Raw genomic sequence first — 15,334 nt, 5'->3', positions numbered from 1 at the left:
ATCGTAATGATTACGTTTTATGTTAAACGATGGGGAAAGAAAAAGCAAGAATAAATCATAATGATTACGATTTAAGAATAGAAATAGACTATAAAATTTGTGCTGTAGTATGAAGCATTTGGACAAGCACATGTTTACATATAAATAAAATGGAGGCGAGAAGCTTGGTCTTTAATAGAGTTTCAAAAGAATTAATAGGCATAGCTCTTATCGCTATGTTTCTCTTTTTATTATTTTTTGTAGATTTTACAAGTCTAGCAAATTTGCACAAAAATATGCCACAGGAATGGTTGAATGTGAATACAGTATTTTTAAGTATCATTTTTGAAGCAATACCCTTTATTTTATTAGGGGTAATTGTTTCTTCATTTATTCAAGTGTTTGTGACGGAAGATATGATTCAAAAAGTAATGCCGAAATCTCCGATTGTTGCAATGATTCCGGCAGTATTTGTGGGAGTTCTTTTTCCAATGTGTGAATGTGTCATTATACCAATTGTAAGAAGGCTCATTCAAAAGGGGTTACCACTTCATGTAGGTATTGTTATTTTACTGAGTGCACCCATTATGAATCCAGTTGTTCTTTTATCTACTGTATATGCGTTTCCAAAAAATGATTATGTAGTATATGCACGCTTTGGGATAACAATTTTAGTTGCTCTATTCATAGGTCTAATTGTGTATTATTGCTATCGCGAAAGAAATGTTTTAAAAGATGTAGAGGTTTCAGTTCAAACAAGCAGAAAAAAGAGTTGGAAAGATGTTATGAATCATATTGTAGATGAGTTTTTTGATACTGGTAAGTATTTATTGATTGGTGCTTTTTTAGCAAGTGTATTTCAAACGTTTTTTGATCGGAATGTACTGGATACAATAGCACATAACGAAGTAATTGCCCCCTTTATTATGATGGGATTTGGTTATGTTTTATCAATTTGCTCTGCAGCAGATGCTTTTATAGCGGCATCTTTTGGACATGTTTTCTCAGTAAAGGCACTTCTCGCATTTCTTGTGTTTGGGCCTATGCTTGATATGAAAAATACGTTAATGCTATTTGCATATTTTCAAAAGAGATTTGTATTCTTTTTGATAGGAATTGTGATTGTATCTGTGTATACCATCATGCAAATCATAATGTTATAGGAGGTGAGAAAGAATGGAGAAAGAGGAGCAGAAGGCATATCATCGCTATATTCGTGGCATTATTTTAATTGGTTTAGCAATGCTCTTATTTAAACTACTTGTAACAGGGAATATTTATAATTTTATCGCTCCAAAAATGATTAAATTTACGTATATAGCTTTTGTAGTGATTTTAATTTTTGGTACTGTACAAGTTTGGGGAGATGGAAGAGAGAAACAGCATGATTGTAATTGTTGTAAACATCATACAACATCAAAATCAGGGATAAAAAGTTTCTTTGTATATGTTTTATTTGTTGTTCCGATAGTTAGTGCTTTTCTCTTTGGAAGTGTAACAATTGATGGAAGTTTAGCAGGAAAAAGGGGTATGAATCAAAGTGTACAGGCGAGAAGTCTGGAAAGGAATGAAAAAGAGGGGGAACAGGTTAATTTTGATGGGCGAGAAGTATCCGTTGATCCAGAAGAAACATCAAATTTATCAACGACTTATAAAACGGAAGAGCAAGTAGTAAAAAGTATGTTAGGACAGAGTAAACTACAAGTAAAGGATAAGGACTATGTTCAAACAATGAATGTAATTGGTCAAAATGTTAATTGGTTTAAAGGGAAAGAAATTACATTCTTAGGGTTTATATATAAGGATAAGGATGTGACGGGTAATAAAGCAGTAGTGGCTCGATATGGCATAACTTGTTGTATTGCGGATGCATCAGTCTGGGGGATGATTGTTACCGGGCAAAATGTTGAAAAAATATCAGAAGAAACATGGGTGAAAATAACAGGATTATTAGATGAAACGACATATAAAGGAACAGTCTTTCCACTTGTAAAAGTAAACAAAATCGAGAAAATTAATAAGCCAACTGACCCATATGTATATGATGCTTTACCGCAATAGAAAAGAATAAATTCTTCATATTTTCATGAAATAGAATCATAATCAAGGCGATAAAAAAATAAAGATAAGAGTAATTTGGTTTGTTAAAAATATGTGCAGAAGGAGTTATGCGATGAACTGGGTTACTCATAAACCATCATTTGAATTTGAAACATTTAGTCCTATTATTCGGTCACAATCTGCGTGGAGTGGACATTTAGATTTTGCATATGACTTAGTACGATTTGAAAAACCAGAAACTTTAGTTGAGTTAGGTACACATCTAGGTGCTTCTTTCTTCAGTTTTTGTCAGGGAGTAAAAGATGGAGGGTTATCGACTAAATGCTTTGCAGTAGATACTTGGGCTGGAGATGGGCATACAGGTCCATATGGAGAAGGGGTTTTTCAAATAGTAGAAAAAGTAGTGAGTGATAACTACCTTAATATAGGAAATTTAATTCGATCTACTTTTGATGATGCTGTAGACCGGTTTCAAGATGAAACGATAAATCTTTTGCATATTGATGGCTATCATACGTATGAAGCTGTTTCTCACGATTATAACACTTGGCTACCGAAAGTCGCGAAAAACGGTATTGTATTATTTCATGATATTGAAGTTAGAAGTGGTGATTTCGGCGTATATAAGTTTTGGGATGAGGTAAAAGCGAAGTACCCTCATTTTCAATTTGCACATTCATATGGACTGGGAGTGTTATTTCCGAAGGGTTGTAGTGATAAGTTTGAGGAAATACTTAAAAATAAAGAAGAAATACAAAATATGTATAAATAAAGGTAGGGCATGCATCATTTTAATGATGTGTGCCCTATTTTTTGCGTAGAAAATAATGGTGTGAATTAAAAAGTTAAGATAGTTGTAAAAAGTTTTGTTGCAGCAAATATTAAAAAAGTTAGTATGGGATTGTTCCTTGTAAATAAAGTGAAGCTTTAATACGTTCATATCAATCCGGGATTTTACAGTAGTTAATTTCTTAACTAGGTACTTTGCACTTACTAAATTTTGATACAAGGGTCTTATTGACCGAAAATATCGGGATAAATAAAAATACAACATTTTTTATATTTTTCATTGCGAAAAACGTAATCTACTTTTACAATAGAAAGGGTTGTGAATATATTATACTGGAAAAATAAATCGAAATAATATGAAAATTTTGTTTTGTCTTCGCTAATTGTATATTACATACATGTAAGACGACATACGTCATGTTATCGACTTGTAAGGAGAGAAAAAAATGAAAAGTGTAAGATTACCATCGATGCTAGAAATCATAGTTCTTTTATTACTATTTCTTGCTGTTGTCTTTTCCTTCCAAACGATTTTTGATCTCCCAATTCAATTAGCGCTATTTATTTCATGGTTTTTAGTAATTGCGCTTGGATTAAGATTAGGATTTCGTTATCAAGAATTGCAAGATGCAATTACGAAAGGGATTTCTAACGGATTAGAAGCAATACTGATTTTAGTTGCAGTAGGTGCTTTAATTGGAACGTGGATTGCTGGTGGGGTAGTACCAACATTAATCTATTATGGATTAGAATTTATTCACCCTAGCATATTCCTATTAGCAACATTAATTATTTGTTCTATAACTTCTATCGCAACAGGAACGTCTTGGGGAACAGTGGGAACAGCAGGTATTGCTATGATGGCGATTGGTGAAGGACTTGGTTTACCACTTCCGCTTGTTGCTGGTGCAGTTCTTTCAGGAGCTTATTTCGGCGACAAATTATCACCACTTTCTGATAGCACAGTTCTTGCAGCTTCTATGGCGAAAGTAGATGTTATTGCTCACGTTCGAGCTATGCTCGTATTAGATGTTCCGGCTTATATTATTACTAGTATTATGTTTACTGTAGCTGGTTGGATGTATGGCGGCGATAATGTAGATTTGAATCGAGTAGAATTTTTAAAAGAAGCTTTATTAAAGCAATTTGATATTAAAATATGGATGCTTGTTCCGGCGGTCATTGTTATCGTTCTATTAGCGATGAAGAAACCGTCTATGCCAACAATTGCAATGGGAGCTTTAATTGGTGCAATTTGGGCAACTCTTTTCCAAGGGATGAACTTTGGAGAGGCGATTGGAACAGCTTATAACGGATTCTCAATTCAATCTGGTGTTGAGTTTGTTGACAAGTTATTAAACCGTGGTGGAATTAACGGCATGCTTGGCTCAGTAGCCGTTATTATTTTCGGTTTAGGATTTGGTGGATTACTTGAAAAACTAGGTGTTTTAAAAGTAATCGTATCAAAATTCGAGAAGAAATTAAATTCTGCAGGTAATGTAACATTGTCTACATTAATCGTGGCATTCTTAGCTAATATATTTGGTTGTGCGATGTATGTATCACTAATTTTAACACCAAAAATTATGGAAGATAGCTATGATAAATTAAAAATAGACCGTCGTGTATTAGCACGTAACTCAGAAGTAGGTGGAACATTAACTTCAGGTATGGTTCCATGGTCTGATAATGGTATTTTTATGGCTGGTATTTTAGGTGTAGCAACGTTCTCATACGTTCCGTTTATGTGGTTAAGCTTCGTATCGTTAATTTTAGCAGTTATTTATGGATATACAGGCAAATTCATCTGGTATGTAGATGATGCAGATAAAGGAAAGCAAGCATCATAAAATAAAAATCACCTTCTACAATATGTAGAAGGTGATTTTTATTTTTTAATAGCATTTTCTGAAGTTATTTCATTCTCATATTTAGCAATTTTTTGTTGTATCTTTTTTAAGTTTTTTTCAGTGTCTTGAATGAGCTGTAAGACATTGGTCTCCTGTTGTTTCATTAATTCTAACCTTTGAAGGATGGTAGATTCTCCTTCCATAGACCAGTCGATAAATTGTTTTATTTTTTGAATTGGCATACCAGTGTTTTTTAAACACAAAATCATCTCTAAATATTTCAGTGCTTCTTCATCAAAAACTCGATCTCCTTTTTCATTTCTTTGAAGAAAAGGGAACAGTCCTTGTTTATCGTAATAACGTATTTGAGAAATAGTTAAGTGTTGCATTTTGGCGACTTGCCCAATTGTATAATACATATCATTCATCCTTTTATTACCAAGGTATAATGCCATCTTTATTTAGTATTTTACCATTATAATTTGTTTCACTTAATGCATATTTAATAATAATTTTAGCACTTTCAGTGGTTGTATGGCCACCAGGGGAATTTCCATTAAGATCCGTAGTTGTAAAACCAGGAGTTACCCCAAAAACTTCTGGTCCGTTAGTACCAAGTTCTTTACTAAAAGCTAACGTTAAAGCATTAATAGCTGTTTTGGAAGAATTATATCCTAGTGTATTAATTGGATGTGTTTCACCATTAGCAAACATTGTTAGTGAGGCCATGTCAGTTGTTACATTTATGATTTTACTGTTGCTTGATTTCTTTAATAATGGTAAAAAGGCTTGCATCATTTGGAAAGTTCCAAAAAAGTTAACTTCAAATCCTTGGCGTAAAGTTTCAATATTTAATTCACTAGGTAGCGTATTGAAGTCTAGCGCTATGCCTGCGTTATTAATTAATAAATGTAAGTGGTCAGTCGTTTCGTAAATTTTCTTTGTTGCTTCTTGAATGGATTGTGCATTTGAAATATCTACTTGAATATAGGAAACGTTTGAAACATTTAAAGATTCTACGGCTTGTTGTCCAAGTTGTTCATTACGAGCACCTAAAAATACGTGATAATCTTTTTCTGCTAATTGACGAACAAGTTCATATCCAATTCCTTTATTCCCACCTGTTATGAAAGCATATTTTTTCATATTGAATTCCTCCAGTAGTGTTATAGTAGGTTACAAGGAAAAGGATATAGCCTAAACTTAAGTTTAGGTCAAGAGAAATTTTTAAAAATAAATATAGAATATCTATATATAAGATTGAGAATTCTTATCATTTAAGAGAAAGTCTGTTATTATAAGAGATGTAGGTATTATATTTTCAAGGGGATGAAAACATGGAGTACAGAATTGAAAGAGATACAATAGGAGAAATAAAAGTTCCAGCTGATAAATTATGGGCAGCACAAACACAGCGTAGTAAAGAAAACTTTCCAATTGGAACAGAGCAAATGCCGCTTGAAATTGTAAAAGCATTTGCAATTTTAAAGAAGAGTGCAGCGCTTAGCAATCAAAAATTAGGAAAGCTATCAGAAGAAAAAGCAGAAGCGATTGTAGAAGCTGCTGATGAAGTGATTGCAGGGAAATGGAATGAACATTTTCCGCTTGTCGTATGGCAAACAGGTAGTGGTACACAGTCAAACATGAATGTGAATGAAGTAATTGCAAATCGTGGGAATCAAATTTTGAAAGAGAAGGGATCTGACGTACATATTCATCCGAATGATGATGTGAACATGTCACAAAGTTCAAATGATACATTTCCAACGGCGCTTCATGTAGCTTGTGTAATCGCAGTAGAAAATCACGTATTACCAGCAATTACGAAATTAAAAGAAACTTTAGCAGAAAAAGTAACTGCATTTGAACATATTATAAAAATTGGTCGTACACATTTACAAGATGCAACGCCGTTAACTTTAGGGCAAGAAATTAGCGGATGGCACCGTATGCTTGAGAAAACAGAGCGTATGATTGCAGAGAGCAATACATATATGAAAGAGTTAGCAATTGGTGGAACTGCGGTTGGAACAGGTATTAATGCTCATCCTAAATTTGGTGAGATGGTATCAGAGGAAATTAGTCAATTTACAGGTAAACAATTTGTTTCTGCACCAAATAAGTTCCATGCATTAACGAGCCATGATGAAGTTGTATATACTCACGGCGCATTAAAAGCATTAGCTGCGGATCTAATGAAGATTGCTAACGATGTACGTTGGCTTGCAAGTGGTCCACGTAGTGGTCTTGGAGAAATTATTATTCCAGCAAATGAACCAGGAAGCTCTATTATGCCAGGTAAAGTAAATCCAACGCAAAGTGAAGCATTAACGATGGTTGTAGCGCAAGTGATGGGGAATGATGCAACAATCGGATTTGCTGCGAGCCAAGGTAACTTTGAGTTAAACGTATTTAAACCTGTTATTGCTTATAACTTCTTACAATCAGCTCACTTATTAGCGGATGCAATTGTTTCGTTTAATGACAATTGTGCAGTTGGTATTGAAGCAGATGAAGAAGTAATTAATGAAAATGTGAATCGTTCACTAATGCTTGTAACAGCGCTAAACCCACATATCGGATATGAAAATGCAGCGAAAATTGCGAAGCATGCTCATAAAGAAGGATTAACTTTAAAAGAAGCAGCATTGCAATCTGGACTACTAACAGAAGAGCAATTTGATGAAATTGTAGATCCAAAGAAAATGATTGCTCCAAAAGAGTAATAGAAAAAGCCAAGGTTCTTAGTATAGAATCTTGGCTTTTTTGATGTTCATTTTTATGTTTCATCTACTTGCAATACTGCAAGCTTCAAAAAATATTATTTGTTAGCAGGCGTATTCATTACTTTCATCTGTGGGCAGTTCTCTTTTAAGAGTGAAATGAACTTTTCTTCTTCTTGGGGTACAAAAACTGTTACTGAGTCAAATAAATTGTAATGGATTTCTAATTGCTGTCTAGTCCATTTTTTTGAATGAAGTTTTTTACCGGAGTATTTAACGTGACGAATGTCTTCAAATGGAATTTCAGTATGAAATATGAAACCGTGTTTTACAATAAGAGATGATGCAGTTATATTGTAGTGAGAAAAATAGAATGAAGAAAGATTCACGACATTTAATAGCATCATGAGAGTGAAAAAAATAGAATGTTCATTTTGGAAGAATAACGAAACGAAAAAAATAATTATAAATAATGTAATGAAAATGACGTGGAATGGATTTTTTTTCGCTTTAAACTTCAAGTTAGTCACCTCGGTATACTTGTTCTTTAACTAAATTAAATCATAACATTGTGATAAAACGTGTGAATATGCAGAATTGCATATTCGCACGTTTTATTATTCATGTAAAATTTCTTGATGGGATAAATTCAAAAGAAGTTTTGTAATAGTGGAGTGACATGAAGTGACTTACAAGAATAGAAAGATAGCGTTAGTCATAATTGGTTGTATGATGATTATGAGTAGTTGCGCTAATAAATTTGTTGAAGATAGAAACCGAAAGCATGTATTTGTACAAGCAAGTAAGGTTTTAGTAGAGACTGTAAATAGAATATATAAAGTGAAACTTTAATCAGTGGGGGTCTTACTGCCCATTAATGCGGGATAAAAAGTAAAAGGTGTTTTCTTATACGGAAACATCTTTTTTGTAGTTAAAATTGAATACTGAAGTTTTGGAATGAGTGAATACCGGTTCCATATTTACTAATCGCATAAGTATTCCGTGCAATTTGCTTAACGATAAACCAAGGGTCTTGAAGAATATTCATGTTCTATTCCACATCATATAAAATGAATTTGTATAAACACATTCGCTTTTCGTTGTATTAAACCCTTTCGATAGATGTTTTTATAAAAGTTTATAAAATGGGTAAACGAAACATTGAAATGTTTATTTGTGTTGTGATAAGATGATGAAGTGATAATAAACGTTATAGTAATTCGTTTGGTTTTTAAATAAACATTTTGAAGGAGTGTTTAGTGTGATTGATATTTCGGAGCAGTTTTGGGATGCGTCAATAGAGGAATTAAAGAAAGGGTATGTGTTTGATGAAGAAAAAGAGGAGTACATTTGCTTAGCTTGTGGTGAAAGATTTATTAAAGGTGTTATTTATCAAGATAACCAAGTTTTGTATGAAGCAGAGAAATTCGTCCAATTGCATATTCAAAATGAGCATACGTCTATGTTTGATTATTTATTAAATATGGATAAGAAATTTACTGGTTTAACAGATTTACAAAAGAAAATGGTTCAATTTTTCCATATGGGACTGAATGATAAAGAAATAGTAAAAGAGATGGATGGCGGAAGTACATCAACAATTCGTAATCATCGATTTACACTGCGAGAGAAAATGAAGCAAGCAAAAGTATTTTTAGCGCTAATGGAATTATCAGAAGAAAAATCAAAAGTACAAACGAAATTTGTACCAATTCATAGAACAGCAACGATGGTGGATGATCGATACAATATTACGGAAGAAGAAAATGATGAAGTATTAAAAGCTCATTTTACAGAAGGATTAGATGGACCTCTTTCTAAATTTCCGAAAAAACAAAAGCGTAAATTAATTATATTACGTCATTTAGTAAAGAAGTTTGATAGTAATAAAAAGTATACTGAAAAAGAAGTAAATACAGTGATAGAAAATGTATACCCTGATTTCGTAACTTTAAGAAGATATTTAATCGAATATGGATTTTTAGATCGAACAGCCGATGGAAGTCAATATTGGGTGAAGTTATAATCATGCGAAAAGAAAATGAATAGAAGCACAGTATAATAACAACTATACAAAGAGATAGATATTGAAAAAAGATTTTTAATAAAAGGAGAAATGAAATTTGAAACCACCTGCAGATAACAATAAAGAAGGTGCGGAGTCGCATAAGTTGGAAAGTGAGAGTAAACCGATTTGGAAATCGATGTCGATGTTTTTAGTACCGTTATTATTAAGTAATGTACTACAATCAGTTGGACAATTATTTGGTATGGTAGTAGTAGGAAGATGGCTTGGAGTTAATGATTTAGCGGCTATATCAGCATTTTTTCCTTTGTTCTTTTTACTTGTTTCATTCGTAATTGGAATAGGTTCGGGTAGTTCTATTTTAATTGGTCAGGCGTTTGGTGCTAAAAACGAAGATCGTTTAAAAGCTATCGTTGGTACGACGTTGACATTTACCTTTATTATTGGAGTTGTGTTAGCGATAATAGGCAGTATTTTTGCGATGGATATTATGCGTCTAATGGGAACGCCAGAAAATATTATTGAAATAAGTGTACATTATGCACGGATTTTATTTATATCGATGCCAGTATTATTTTTATATTTCGCATACACAACATTTATGAGAGGTACAGGAGATTCTAAAACGCCATTTTACTTTTTAATTGTAAGTACAGCGCTAAATATGATCTTATTACCGATTCTTATTTTTGGATGGTTAGGAGCTCCGAAATTAGATGTGTATGGAGCAGCCTATGCCTCTGTTATATCCACAGTTATTACGTTTATTGTCATGCTCGTGTATTTAAAGAAGAAAAATCACCCATTACAACTAGATGGAACGGTTAGAAAATATCTTCGAATGGATGGGGAGTTATTAAAGTTATTGTTAAGGCTCGGTATTCCAGCGAGTATTAATATGATATTAGTTTCATTATCTGAAATTGCGGTAATCGCATTTGTAAATCGTTACGGATCGGATGCAACAGCTGCTTACGGCGTTGTGAATCAAGTTGCAAGTTATGTACAAATGCCAGCAGTTAGCCTTGGTATTACAGTTTCTATTTTTGCAGCACAATCAATTGGGGCGAATCAATTTGATCGATTGCAGAAAGTTGTGAAGGCCGGAATTATTATGAACTACGTCATCGGTGGTGTGTTAATATCTCTTATTTACTTATTCTCAAGAGATATTTTATCACTATTTTTAACGAGTCAAACTACAATTGAAATTGCTCATAGCTTAGTTATGATTACGTTATGGAGTTATTTAATTTTCGGTCATGCACAAATTATTAGTGCGACAATGCGAGCGAGCGGTACAGTACTTTGGCCAACTGTTATTGGAGTTGTTTCAATTTGGCTTGTAGAAGTACCCGTAGCATATTATCTTTCTTACCATACAAGTCTTGGAATAGAAGGCATCTGGATCGGGTATCCAGCAGCATTTATTGTCAGCTTAATATTACAGTATGCATATTATAAGCTTTCATGGCAAAAGAAACGAATTACACGATTAGTTAGTTAAATAGAAAAATGTCCCTAAGTTATTAGACTTAGGGACATTTTTTCGTAAGTGCAGGTTTACAAATAGCTTTTTAAAGTTATATCAAAATGTTGTCTAATGAGTGTTTTATCACTCATATAAAACTCCCACGCTTTTTCCGGTTCACCGATAATCTCAAAGGATTCCTCTGTAATATATAAAGCGCAATTATCCTCCAGTGCAATTCCTTCTATATTCCCTTGATGATTTTGTAAAAAGGAATGGAAGGCGTTCATTCTGTTTAATTGATTATAATGTGGACAAAATCTTTTATTAACAATCCCCCATCCGTTACTCTCTATATAACCAGCACCTTCATAATCTGATCGGATACTAGACGTGAACCAACACATAGCACCAGCGCTATAACCAGCAATAAGTGTTCCTTGTTGCAGAGCCAATAATAATTTTTCATCGAGTCTATGTTCTTTCCATTGCGTAAGCATGTGAATATAGTTCCCGCCACCTAGATAAATTAAATCGGCTGAATGAATCATCTCGTCTATTTCATACTTAGAAGGTGAATCTGTTGTAGTACGTAAAATTTGTACTTCACAATGTAATTGTTTTTCAAACGTGTCTAAAAATAATTTTATATAGCTTTCATCATCATGACTAGCCGTTGGAATAAACAATATTTTTGGGTACTGTTTATTTGTTAATTCTATAAGGCGTTCATTAATAGGCAAGTGATTTGAATCTTGTAAATCACCGCCACCAATGACAGCTAATTTCATAGTAAAGCACCACCTAATCATTTTTGTTATATAAAAATTCGATAGAAGAGAGTTACATTCCTTCCGTAATGTAATCAATAATTAGAAAATATAGCTTAAGTATATCGGAATAGTAAAGAAAACACTGACTATATATATCAATGAATTAAAAACCTTTCATTGATATATAATATTTCATACTAATGTTTCAAAATATGGAAAAAATATGTTTAAATAGATATAATGACGCATTAATTCATATTGAATTTATGCTTATATTTTAAAAGGGCATCGGAAATAATAGTGATTTTCCAAAACGGTTTTTACTTTTAATAGGAACTTGTATTACAATATGGTAAAATTATTTCAATATATTTATTTAATATGAAATACAAAGAGGGAGCGTGAAAAAAGTGGATTTTCGATTTGAATTTACAACGAAGCTGAAAGAATACTTAGACGATGAGAAGGATGAAAAAATAATAAAAGATGGACACAGAGATGTAATTTTTCACTATTTATATGCGTTAGAGACTGAAATTGGCGTTGTTAAAAATCCTAATTTTACTTTTTTTGCATCAGGAAGACGTTCACATATAGTGTTAGAAAACGTTGAATTTAAAACAGAAGTAAATGTAAAAAGTAATATAATTGAAATTACAAAAATCGTGGATAATGTAGCTATTCCATTAGATACTATCGTAGCGAAAGATCGGGAATTATTTGCACTTGGGCGTAATGAGAAGTTTAGTGTGCAAATATTAGAGCAGTATCTCTTTGATACATTTGGAGATAAGTTAGGCTTATAATGAATAGAATGAGGTACGTATTTATAGGTAGTGAATTTTAGTTTATATTACTCGTGTTTGACCTCTCATTTAATTTGTACTACAATTCGTAGTGTGAAAGGAGTCATACGATGTTTACGCAAAACTATAGGTTAAATGAGCAAGGATTAAATCATTTCTTTGGACCGCTTGAAGCGAAGATTATGGAGATTATTTGGTCTACTGAAGGTATTACTATTAAAGAAGTCCAGCAGAAATTAAGTGAAGAATCGTCTGTGAATTTTAATACTGTTATGACAGTTATGAACAGGCTAGTAGAGAAATTACACCTAGAAAAACAGACTGTAAAAAGAAGTGGCATATATCGTGCTATACAAACGAAAGAAGAATTCTTATCCAATCAAACGAAGAAAATGACACAGGAATTAGTGGGGGAATTTGGAGATTTAGTTGTAACTCATATGATAGATGAGTTAGAGCAGGCTGATCCGAATTTAATAAAAAAATTAGAAGACAAATTGAATCAGTTAAAAAAAGAGGATCGATGAAATGAAATGGCAAATGCGTAAAATCGTATTGTTAGCGCTCATTGTTAGTACCCTCTTTTTCAGCTTGTTATTGTATTACGTTACATATCCATTTCTTTTTCAAAATAAGGCATTCTTCCTTTCAAAGTTTTGCTTGTTTCAGTTAGAAAAACATATGAAAGAACTATCAATGGTTCGTATTATAATAGCTGGGTTATTATTAATTACTGTATTGACCGTGTGTAAAAGAATTTGGCGGCAATTTTTTCGTGGTAAAAAATTACAAAAAGCACTTATCCCATTCATTAGAAAAGGGAAACAAATACATATACTGCCGACTGCGGAAGTTGCAGCGTTTACAATTGGATTATTCCGTCCGAAAGTTGTCATGTCGGAAGGTTTGCTTCAGACGTTTTCAGATGAAGAAATTGATGCAATTATTTTCCATGAAGAATATCATCAAAAGAATTGGGATCCGCTAAAATTATTTTGTTTTACGTTATTAGCAGAAGGAATGTTGTACATTCCGATATTAAAAGGATTGTTACAACGATATCATACGTATCAAGAGTTAGCAGCAGATAAATATGCGATGCAAAAAATGAAGTCTTCATTTGAGTTAGGTAGTGCGTTATTAAAATTAATTAAAATAAAGACAATGGAAAATCGATGTGTTACAGCTTCATTTGCAAAAACAGCAATAAATTTACGAATCGAGCAAGTGTTAAATGAAGAAGTTGTGAAGCTTAATATCCCGTTACATACGAATTCGGTATATGTAACAATAGGTTTATTCTGTGTGTCGATTGTACTTATTGTCGGGGAGTGCATATAGCCTCTTTTTTTAAGAATAAACACTACTCTATGTAGTGTGAGTTAAGGTGTTGTCATTTATGTCATCATGCTTTTTACCGCTATATACATCTTATTTATCATATATTACAGGTGTTTTATTGTATACAAATCAAATGATGGAAATCACAGCGTTCATTATTCGTCTATTTGGTGTGGAGTTACAGGATTTTAAAATAAGGAGGAAAAAGAGTGAAGAAACTAATTGCTATTATACTAGTAGGGGCACTCGTTTGGGCGGGGATCAATTTTTATAATTCAAAGAAAGAAGAGAAGGAAAGAAGAGCGAAACAAGCAGAGTTACAAGAGAAAGAAGTATTACCACAAGTAGGTTTTAAAGCACCTGGCATCACATTAAAAGGATTAGACGGAAAGTTGCAGTCGTTAAATGATGCAAAGGGAAAACCGTATATTATTAATTTTTGGGCATCATGGTGTGGGCCGTGTGAAATGGAGGCACCTGACTTAGTTCATATGTATGATAAATATAAAAAGGATGTTTAAATTTTTGCGGTGAATGCAACTGTTAGTGACCCAGTACAAGAAGCAAGCGCATTTGCTAATCGCTATGGGTTTGAGTTTCCTGTTCTATTAGATATGGACGGAGTAGCTGGACTAGATTATAAAGTATTCTCTTTACCGACGACATTTTTTGTTAATAAAGATGGAATTATAGTAGATCATGTACGAGGTGTATTACCACCAGATCAATTAGAAAAGAAATTTAAGAAATTGATTGAGAATTAAAAGGAGATTTCGTGACGATGGAGTGGATCGTGAGGTTACAACCCATATCTCTTATAATTGGAAGTCTATTTGGATTTATGTTGATGAAACGAAAGATGAGGCATCAAAATGTATTATATGAAAAAATGATGGATGCCGTAACAAATGCTTTTCTTATCATCGTATTTGTATGGAAGTTTGCACCAGCAATTTTAAATCCTGTATGGGCTTTTGTGGCGCCAGTGCAAGCAATATTAGCTGTTGGAAGTATGCAACATATTGTAGTAGGATGCGTGATTGCGAGTGTATACATTGTTTGGAAAAGTAAAAAGGAGCAATTTTCGCTTCGTATTTTACTTGATGCATTGCCTTTTGGTCTGTGTGTGAGTATTATCTTTTATTTTCTATTACATCATGAAGTAGGTGCACAAACGACACTACCATGGGGAATGAAAATATATGAATCTAAACTTTTATATCACCCTATTTTCGTATATGAGATCATCCTTGCTCTTTGTATAATGGGCTTGTTATGGATGAAAAATGAAAGGCTCGGAAATGGAAAGAATATAAGTGTTTTTCTAATTGTTGAGGGGTCTTCACATATCATTATTTCAATCATTAGTGAACAAAATTCAGTTTTATTCGGTCTATCAATACAGCAAATAATGAGCTTTTGTATTATTAGTTTAGGGATTTTGTTGATACCGAAAAAATAAAAATAGCCATGTACAGAGAGTATCTGTGTATGGCTATCTTTTATAAGCGTATT

16 protein-coding genes and 1 pseudogene are annotated in these 15,334 nt (G+C 32.9%); 13 read left to right on the top strand and 4 right to left on the bottom strand.

The window, feature by feature from the left end; all coding sequences use genetic code 11:
* Positions 1–149: 149 nt before the first annotated feature.
* The 4 genes from RT27_RS18215 (at position 150) to nhaC (ending at position 4,679) form a co-directional block, all read left to right on the top strand.
* Positions 150–1,142: a permease gene (locus tag RT27_RS18215; RefSeq protein WP_172452113.1), complete on the top strand. Its 993-nt coding sequence runs from the start codon at positions 150–152 to the stop codon at positions 1,140–1,142.
* Between the two features lie 13 nt (positions 1,143–1,155).
* A complete protein-coding gene (locus tag RT27_RS18210; RefSeq protein ID WP_029441940.1) occupies positions 1,156–2,040 on the top strand; it encodes a TIGR03943 family protein in 885 nt (294 codons plus the stop codon).
* Positions 2,041–2,152: 112 nt separating this feature from the next.
* Positions 2,153–2,812, top strand: a complete 660-nt coding sequence (locus RT27_RS18205; RefSeq protein ID WP_001104670.1) for a class I SAM-dependent methyltransferase — start codon at positions 2,153–2,155, stop codon at positions 2,810–2,812.
* A gap of 463 nt (positions 2,813–3,275) precedes the next feature.
* Entirely contained in the window at positions 3,276–4,679 is a 1,404-nt protein-coding gene (gene nhaC / locus RT27_RS18200; RefSeq protein ID WP_000843992.1) for a Na+/H+ antiporter NhaC, read from the top strand.
* Positions 4,680–4,717: 38 nt separating this feature from the next.
* On the opposite strand, the gene RT27_RS18195 is transcribed toward nhaC, so the two are convergent.
* A complete protein-coding gene (locus RT27_RS18195) occupies positions 4,718–5,098 on the bottom strand; it encodes a MerR family transcriptional regulator (protein WP_002153132.1) in 381 nt (126 codons plus the stop codon).
* A 16-nt stretch (positions 5,099–5,114) separates the two neighbouring features.
* The gene (locus tag RT27_RS18190) at positions 5,115–5,825 is read right to left on the bottom strand and encodes an SDR family NAD(P)-dependent oxidoreductase (protein ID WP_016082135.1); all 711 of its coding nucleotides are present in this window, start codon (positions 5,823–5,825) and stop codon (positions 5,115–5,117) included.
* A 191-nt stretch (positions 5,826–6,016) separates the two neighbouring features.
* Between RT27_RS18190 and fumC the strand changes: the two genes are divergently transcribed.
* Positions 6,017–7,405, top strand: a complete 1,389-nt coding sequence (gene fumC / locus RT27_RS18185) for a class II fumarate hydratase (RefSeq protein WP_016082134.1) — start codon at positions 6,017–6,019, stop codon at positions 7,403–7,405.
* Between the two features lie 95 nt (positions 7,406–7,500).
* On the opposite strand, the gene RT27_RS18180 is transcribed toward fumC, so the two are convergent.
* The gene (locus tag RT27_RS18180; protein ID WP_016082133.1) at positions 7,501–7,923 is read right to left on the bottom strand and encodes a PH domain-containing protein; all 423 of its coding nucleotides are present in this window, start codon (positions 7,921–7,923) and stop codon (positions 7,501–7,503) included.
* 163 nt (positions 7,924–8,086) lie between these two features.
* On the opposite strand from RT27_RS18180, the gene RT27_RS35285 reads away from it, so the two are divergent.
* From RT27_RS35285 to RT27_RS18170, 3 genes are all read left to right on the top strand, one after another.
* Positions 8,087–8,254, top strand: a complete 168-nt coding sequence (locus RT27_RS35285; RefSeq protein WP_016082132.1) for a hypothetical protein — start codon at positions 8,087–8,089, stop codon at positions 8,252–8,254.
* 409 nt (positions 8,255–8,663) lie between these two features.
* Positions 8,664–9,428 (top strand): DUF2087 domain-containing protein, encoded by a 765-nt coding sequence (locus tag RT27_RS18175; protein ID WP_016082130.1) that lies wholly within the window; start codon positions 8,664–8,666, stop codon positions 9,426–9,428.
* A 97-nt stretch (positions 9,429–9,525) separates the two neighbouring features.
* Positions 9,526–10,935, top strand: a complete 1,410-nt coding sequence (locus tag RT27_RS18170; RefSeq protein ID WP_029441942.1) for an MATE family efflux transporter — start codon at positions 9,526–9,528, stop codon at positions 10,933–10,935.
* Positions 10,936–10,991: 56 nt separating this feature from the next.
* On the opposite strand, the gene RT27_RS18165 is transcribed toward RT27_RS18170, so the two are convergent.
* A complete protein-coding gene (locus tag RT27_RS18165; protein ID WP_016082128.1) occupies positions 10,992–11,690 on the bottom strand; it encodes a peptidase E in 699 nt (232 codons plus the stop codon).
* A 392-nt stretch (positions 11,691–12,082) separates the two neighbouring features.
* Here RT27_RS18165 and RT27_RS18160 point away from each other — a divergent pair, with 392 nt between their 5' ends.
* The 5 genes and pseudogenes from RT27_RS18160 (at position 12,083) to RT27_RS18140 (ending at position 15,281) form a co-directional block, all read left to right on the top strand.
* Complete coding sequence (locus tag RT27_RS18160) at positions 12,083–12,478, top strand: DUF3942 family protein (RefSeq protein WP_000347524.1); 396 nt, start codon at positions 12,083–12,085, stop codon at positions 12,476–12,478.
* 110 nt (positions 12,479–12,588) lie between these two features.
* Positions 12,589–13,005, top strand: coding sequence for a BlaI/MecI/CopY family transcriptional regulator (locus RT27_RS18155; protein WP_016082127.1), 417 nt, complete (start codon positions 12,589–12,591; stop codon positions 13,003–13,005).
* Position 13,006: 1 nt separating this feature from the next.
* Positions 13,007–13,819 (top strand): M56 family metallopeptidase, encoded by an 813-nt coding sequence (locus tag RT27_RS18150; RefSeq protein WP_016082126.1) that lies wholly within the window; start codon positions 13,007–13,009, stop codon positions 13,817–13,819.
* A gap of 209 nt (positions 13,820–14,028) precedes the next feature.
* Positions 14,029–14,583: pseudogene (locus RT27_RS18145) on the top strand (TlpA disulfide reductase family protein).
* A 17-nt stretch (positions 14,584–14,600) separates the two neighbouring features.
* The gene (locus tag RT27_RS18140; RefSeq protein ID WP_029441944.1) at positions 14,601–15,281 is read left to right on the top strand and encodes a prolipoprotein diacylglyceryl transferase family protein; all 681 of its coding nucleotides are present in this window, start codon (positions 14,601–14,603) and stop codon (positions 15,279–15,281) included.
* Positions 15,282–15,334: the final 53 nt, after the last annotated feature.

The organism is Bacillus sp. L_1B0_5 (genome assembly GCF_000836715.1).
Taxonomy (GTDB): Bacteria; Bacillota; Bacilli; order Bacillales; family Bacillaceae_G; genus Bacillus_A; species Bacillus_A thuringiensis_S.
The sequence above is the reverse complement of the archived record's forward strand: the minus strand, read 5'-3'. Positions and strand labels throughout refer to the sequence as shown.

Bases quoted from the DNA above. Each gene is read 5' to 3' on its own strand.
- RT27_RS18140 (WP_029441944.1), top strand. From the start codon at position 14,601: ATGGAGTGGATCGTGAGGTTACAACCCATATCTCTTATAATTGGAAGT.
- RT27_RS18150 (WP_016082126.1), top strand. From the start codon at position 13,007: ATGAAATGGCAAATGCGTAAAATCGTATTGTTAGCGCTCATTGTTAGT.
- RT27_RS18190 (WP_016082135.1), bottom strand. From the start codon at position 5,825: ATGAAAAAATATGCTTTCATAACAGGTGGGAATAAAGGAATTGGATAT.
- RT27_RS18165 (WP_016082128.1), bottom strand. From the start codon at position 11,690: ATGAAATTAGCTGTCATTGGTGGCGGTGATTTACAAGATTCAAATCAC.
- RT27_RS18205 (WP_001104670.1), top strand. From the start codon at position 2,153: ATGAACTGGGTTACTCATAAACCATCATTTGAATTTGAAACATTTAGT.
- RT27_RS18215 (WP_172452113.1), top strand. From the start codon at position 150: ATGGAGGCGAGAAGCTTGGTCTTTAATAGAGTTTCAAAAGAATTAATA.
- RT27_RS18155 (WP_016082127.1), top strand. From the start codon at position 12,589: ATGTTTACGCAAAACTATAGGTTAAATGAGCAAGGATTAAATCATTTC.
- RT27_RS18195 (WP_002153132.1), bottom strand. From the start codon at position 5,098: ATGTATTATACAATTGGGCAAGTCGCCAAAATGCAACACTTAACTATT.
- nhaC (WP_000843992.1), top strand. From the start codon at position 3,276: ATGAAAAGTGTAAGATTACCATCGATGCTAGAAATCATAGTTCTTTTA.
- fumC (WP_016082134.1), top strand. From the start codon at position 6,017: ATGGAGTACAGAATTGAAAGAGATACAATAGGAGAAATAAAAGTTCCA.
- RT27_RS18210 (WP_029441940.1), top strand. From the start codon at position 1,156: ATGGAGAAAGAGGAGCAGAAGGCATATCATCGCTATATTCGTGGCATT.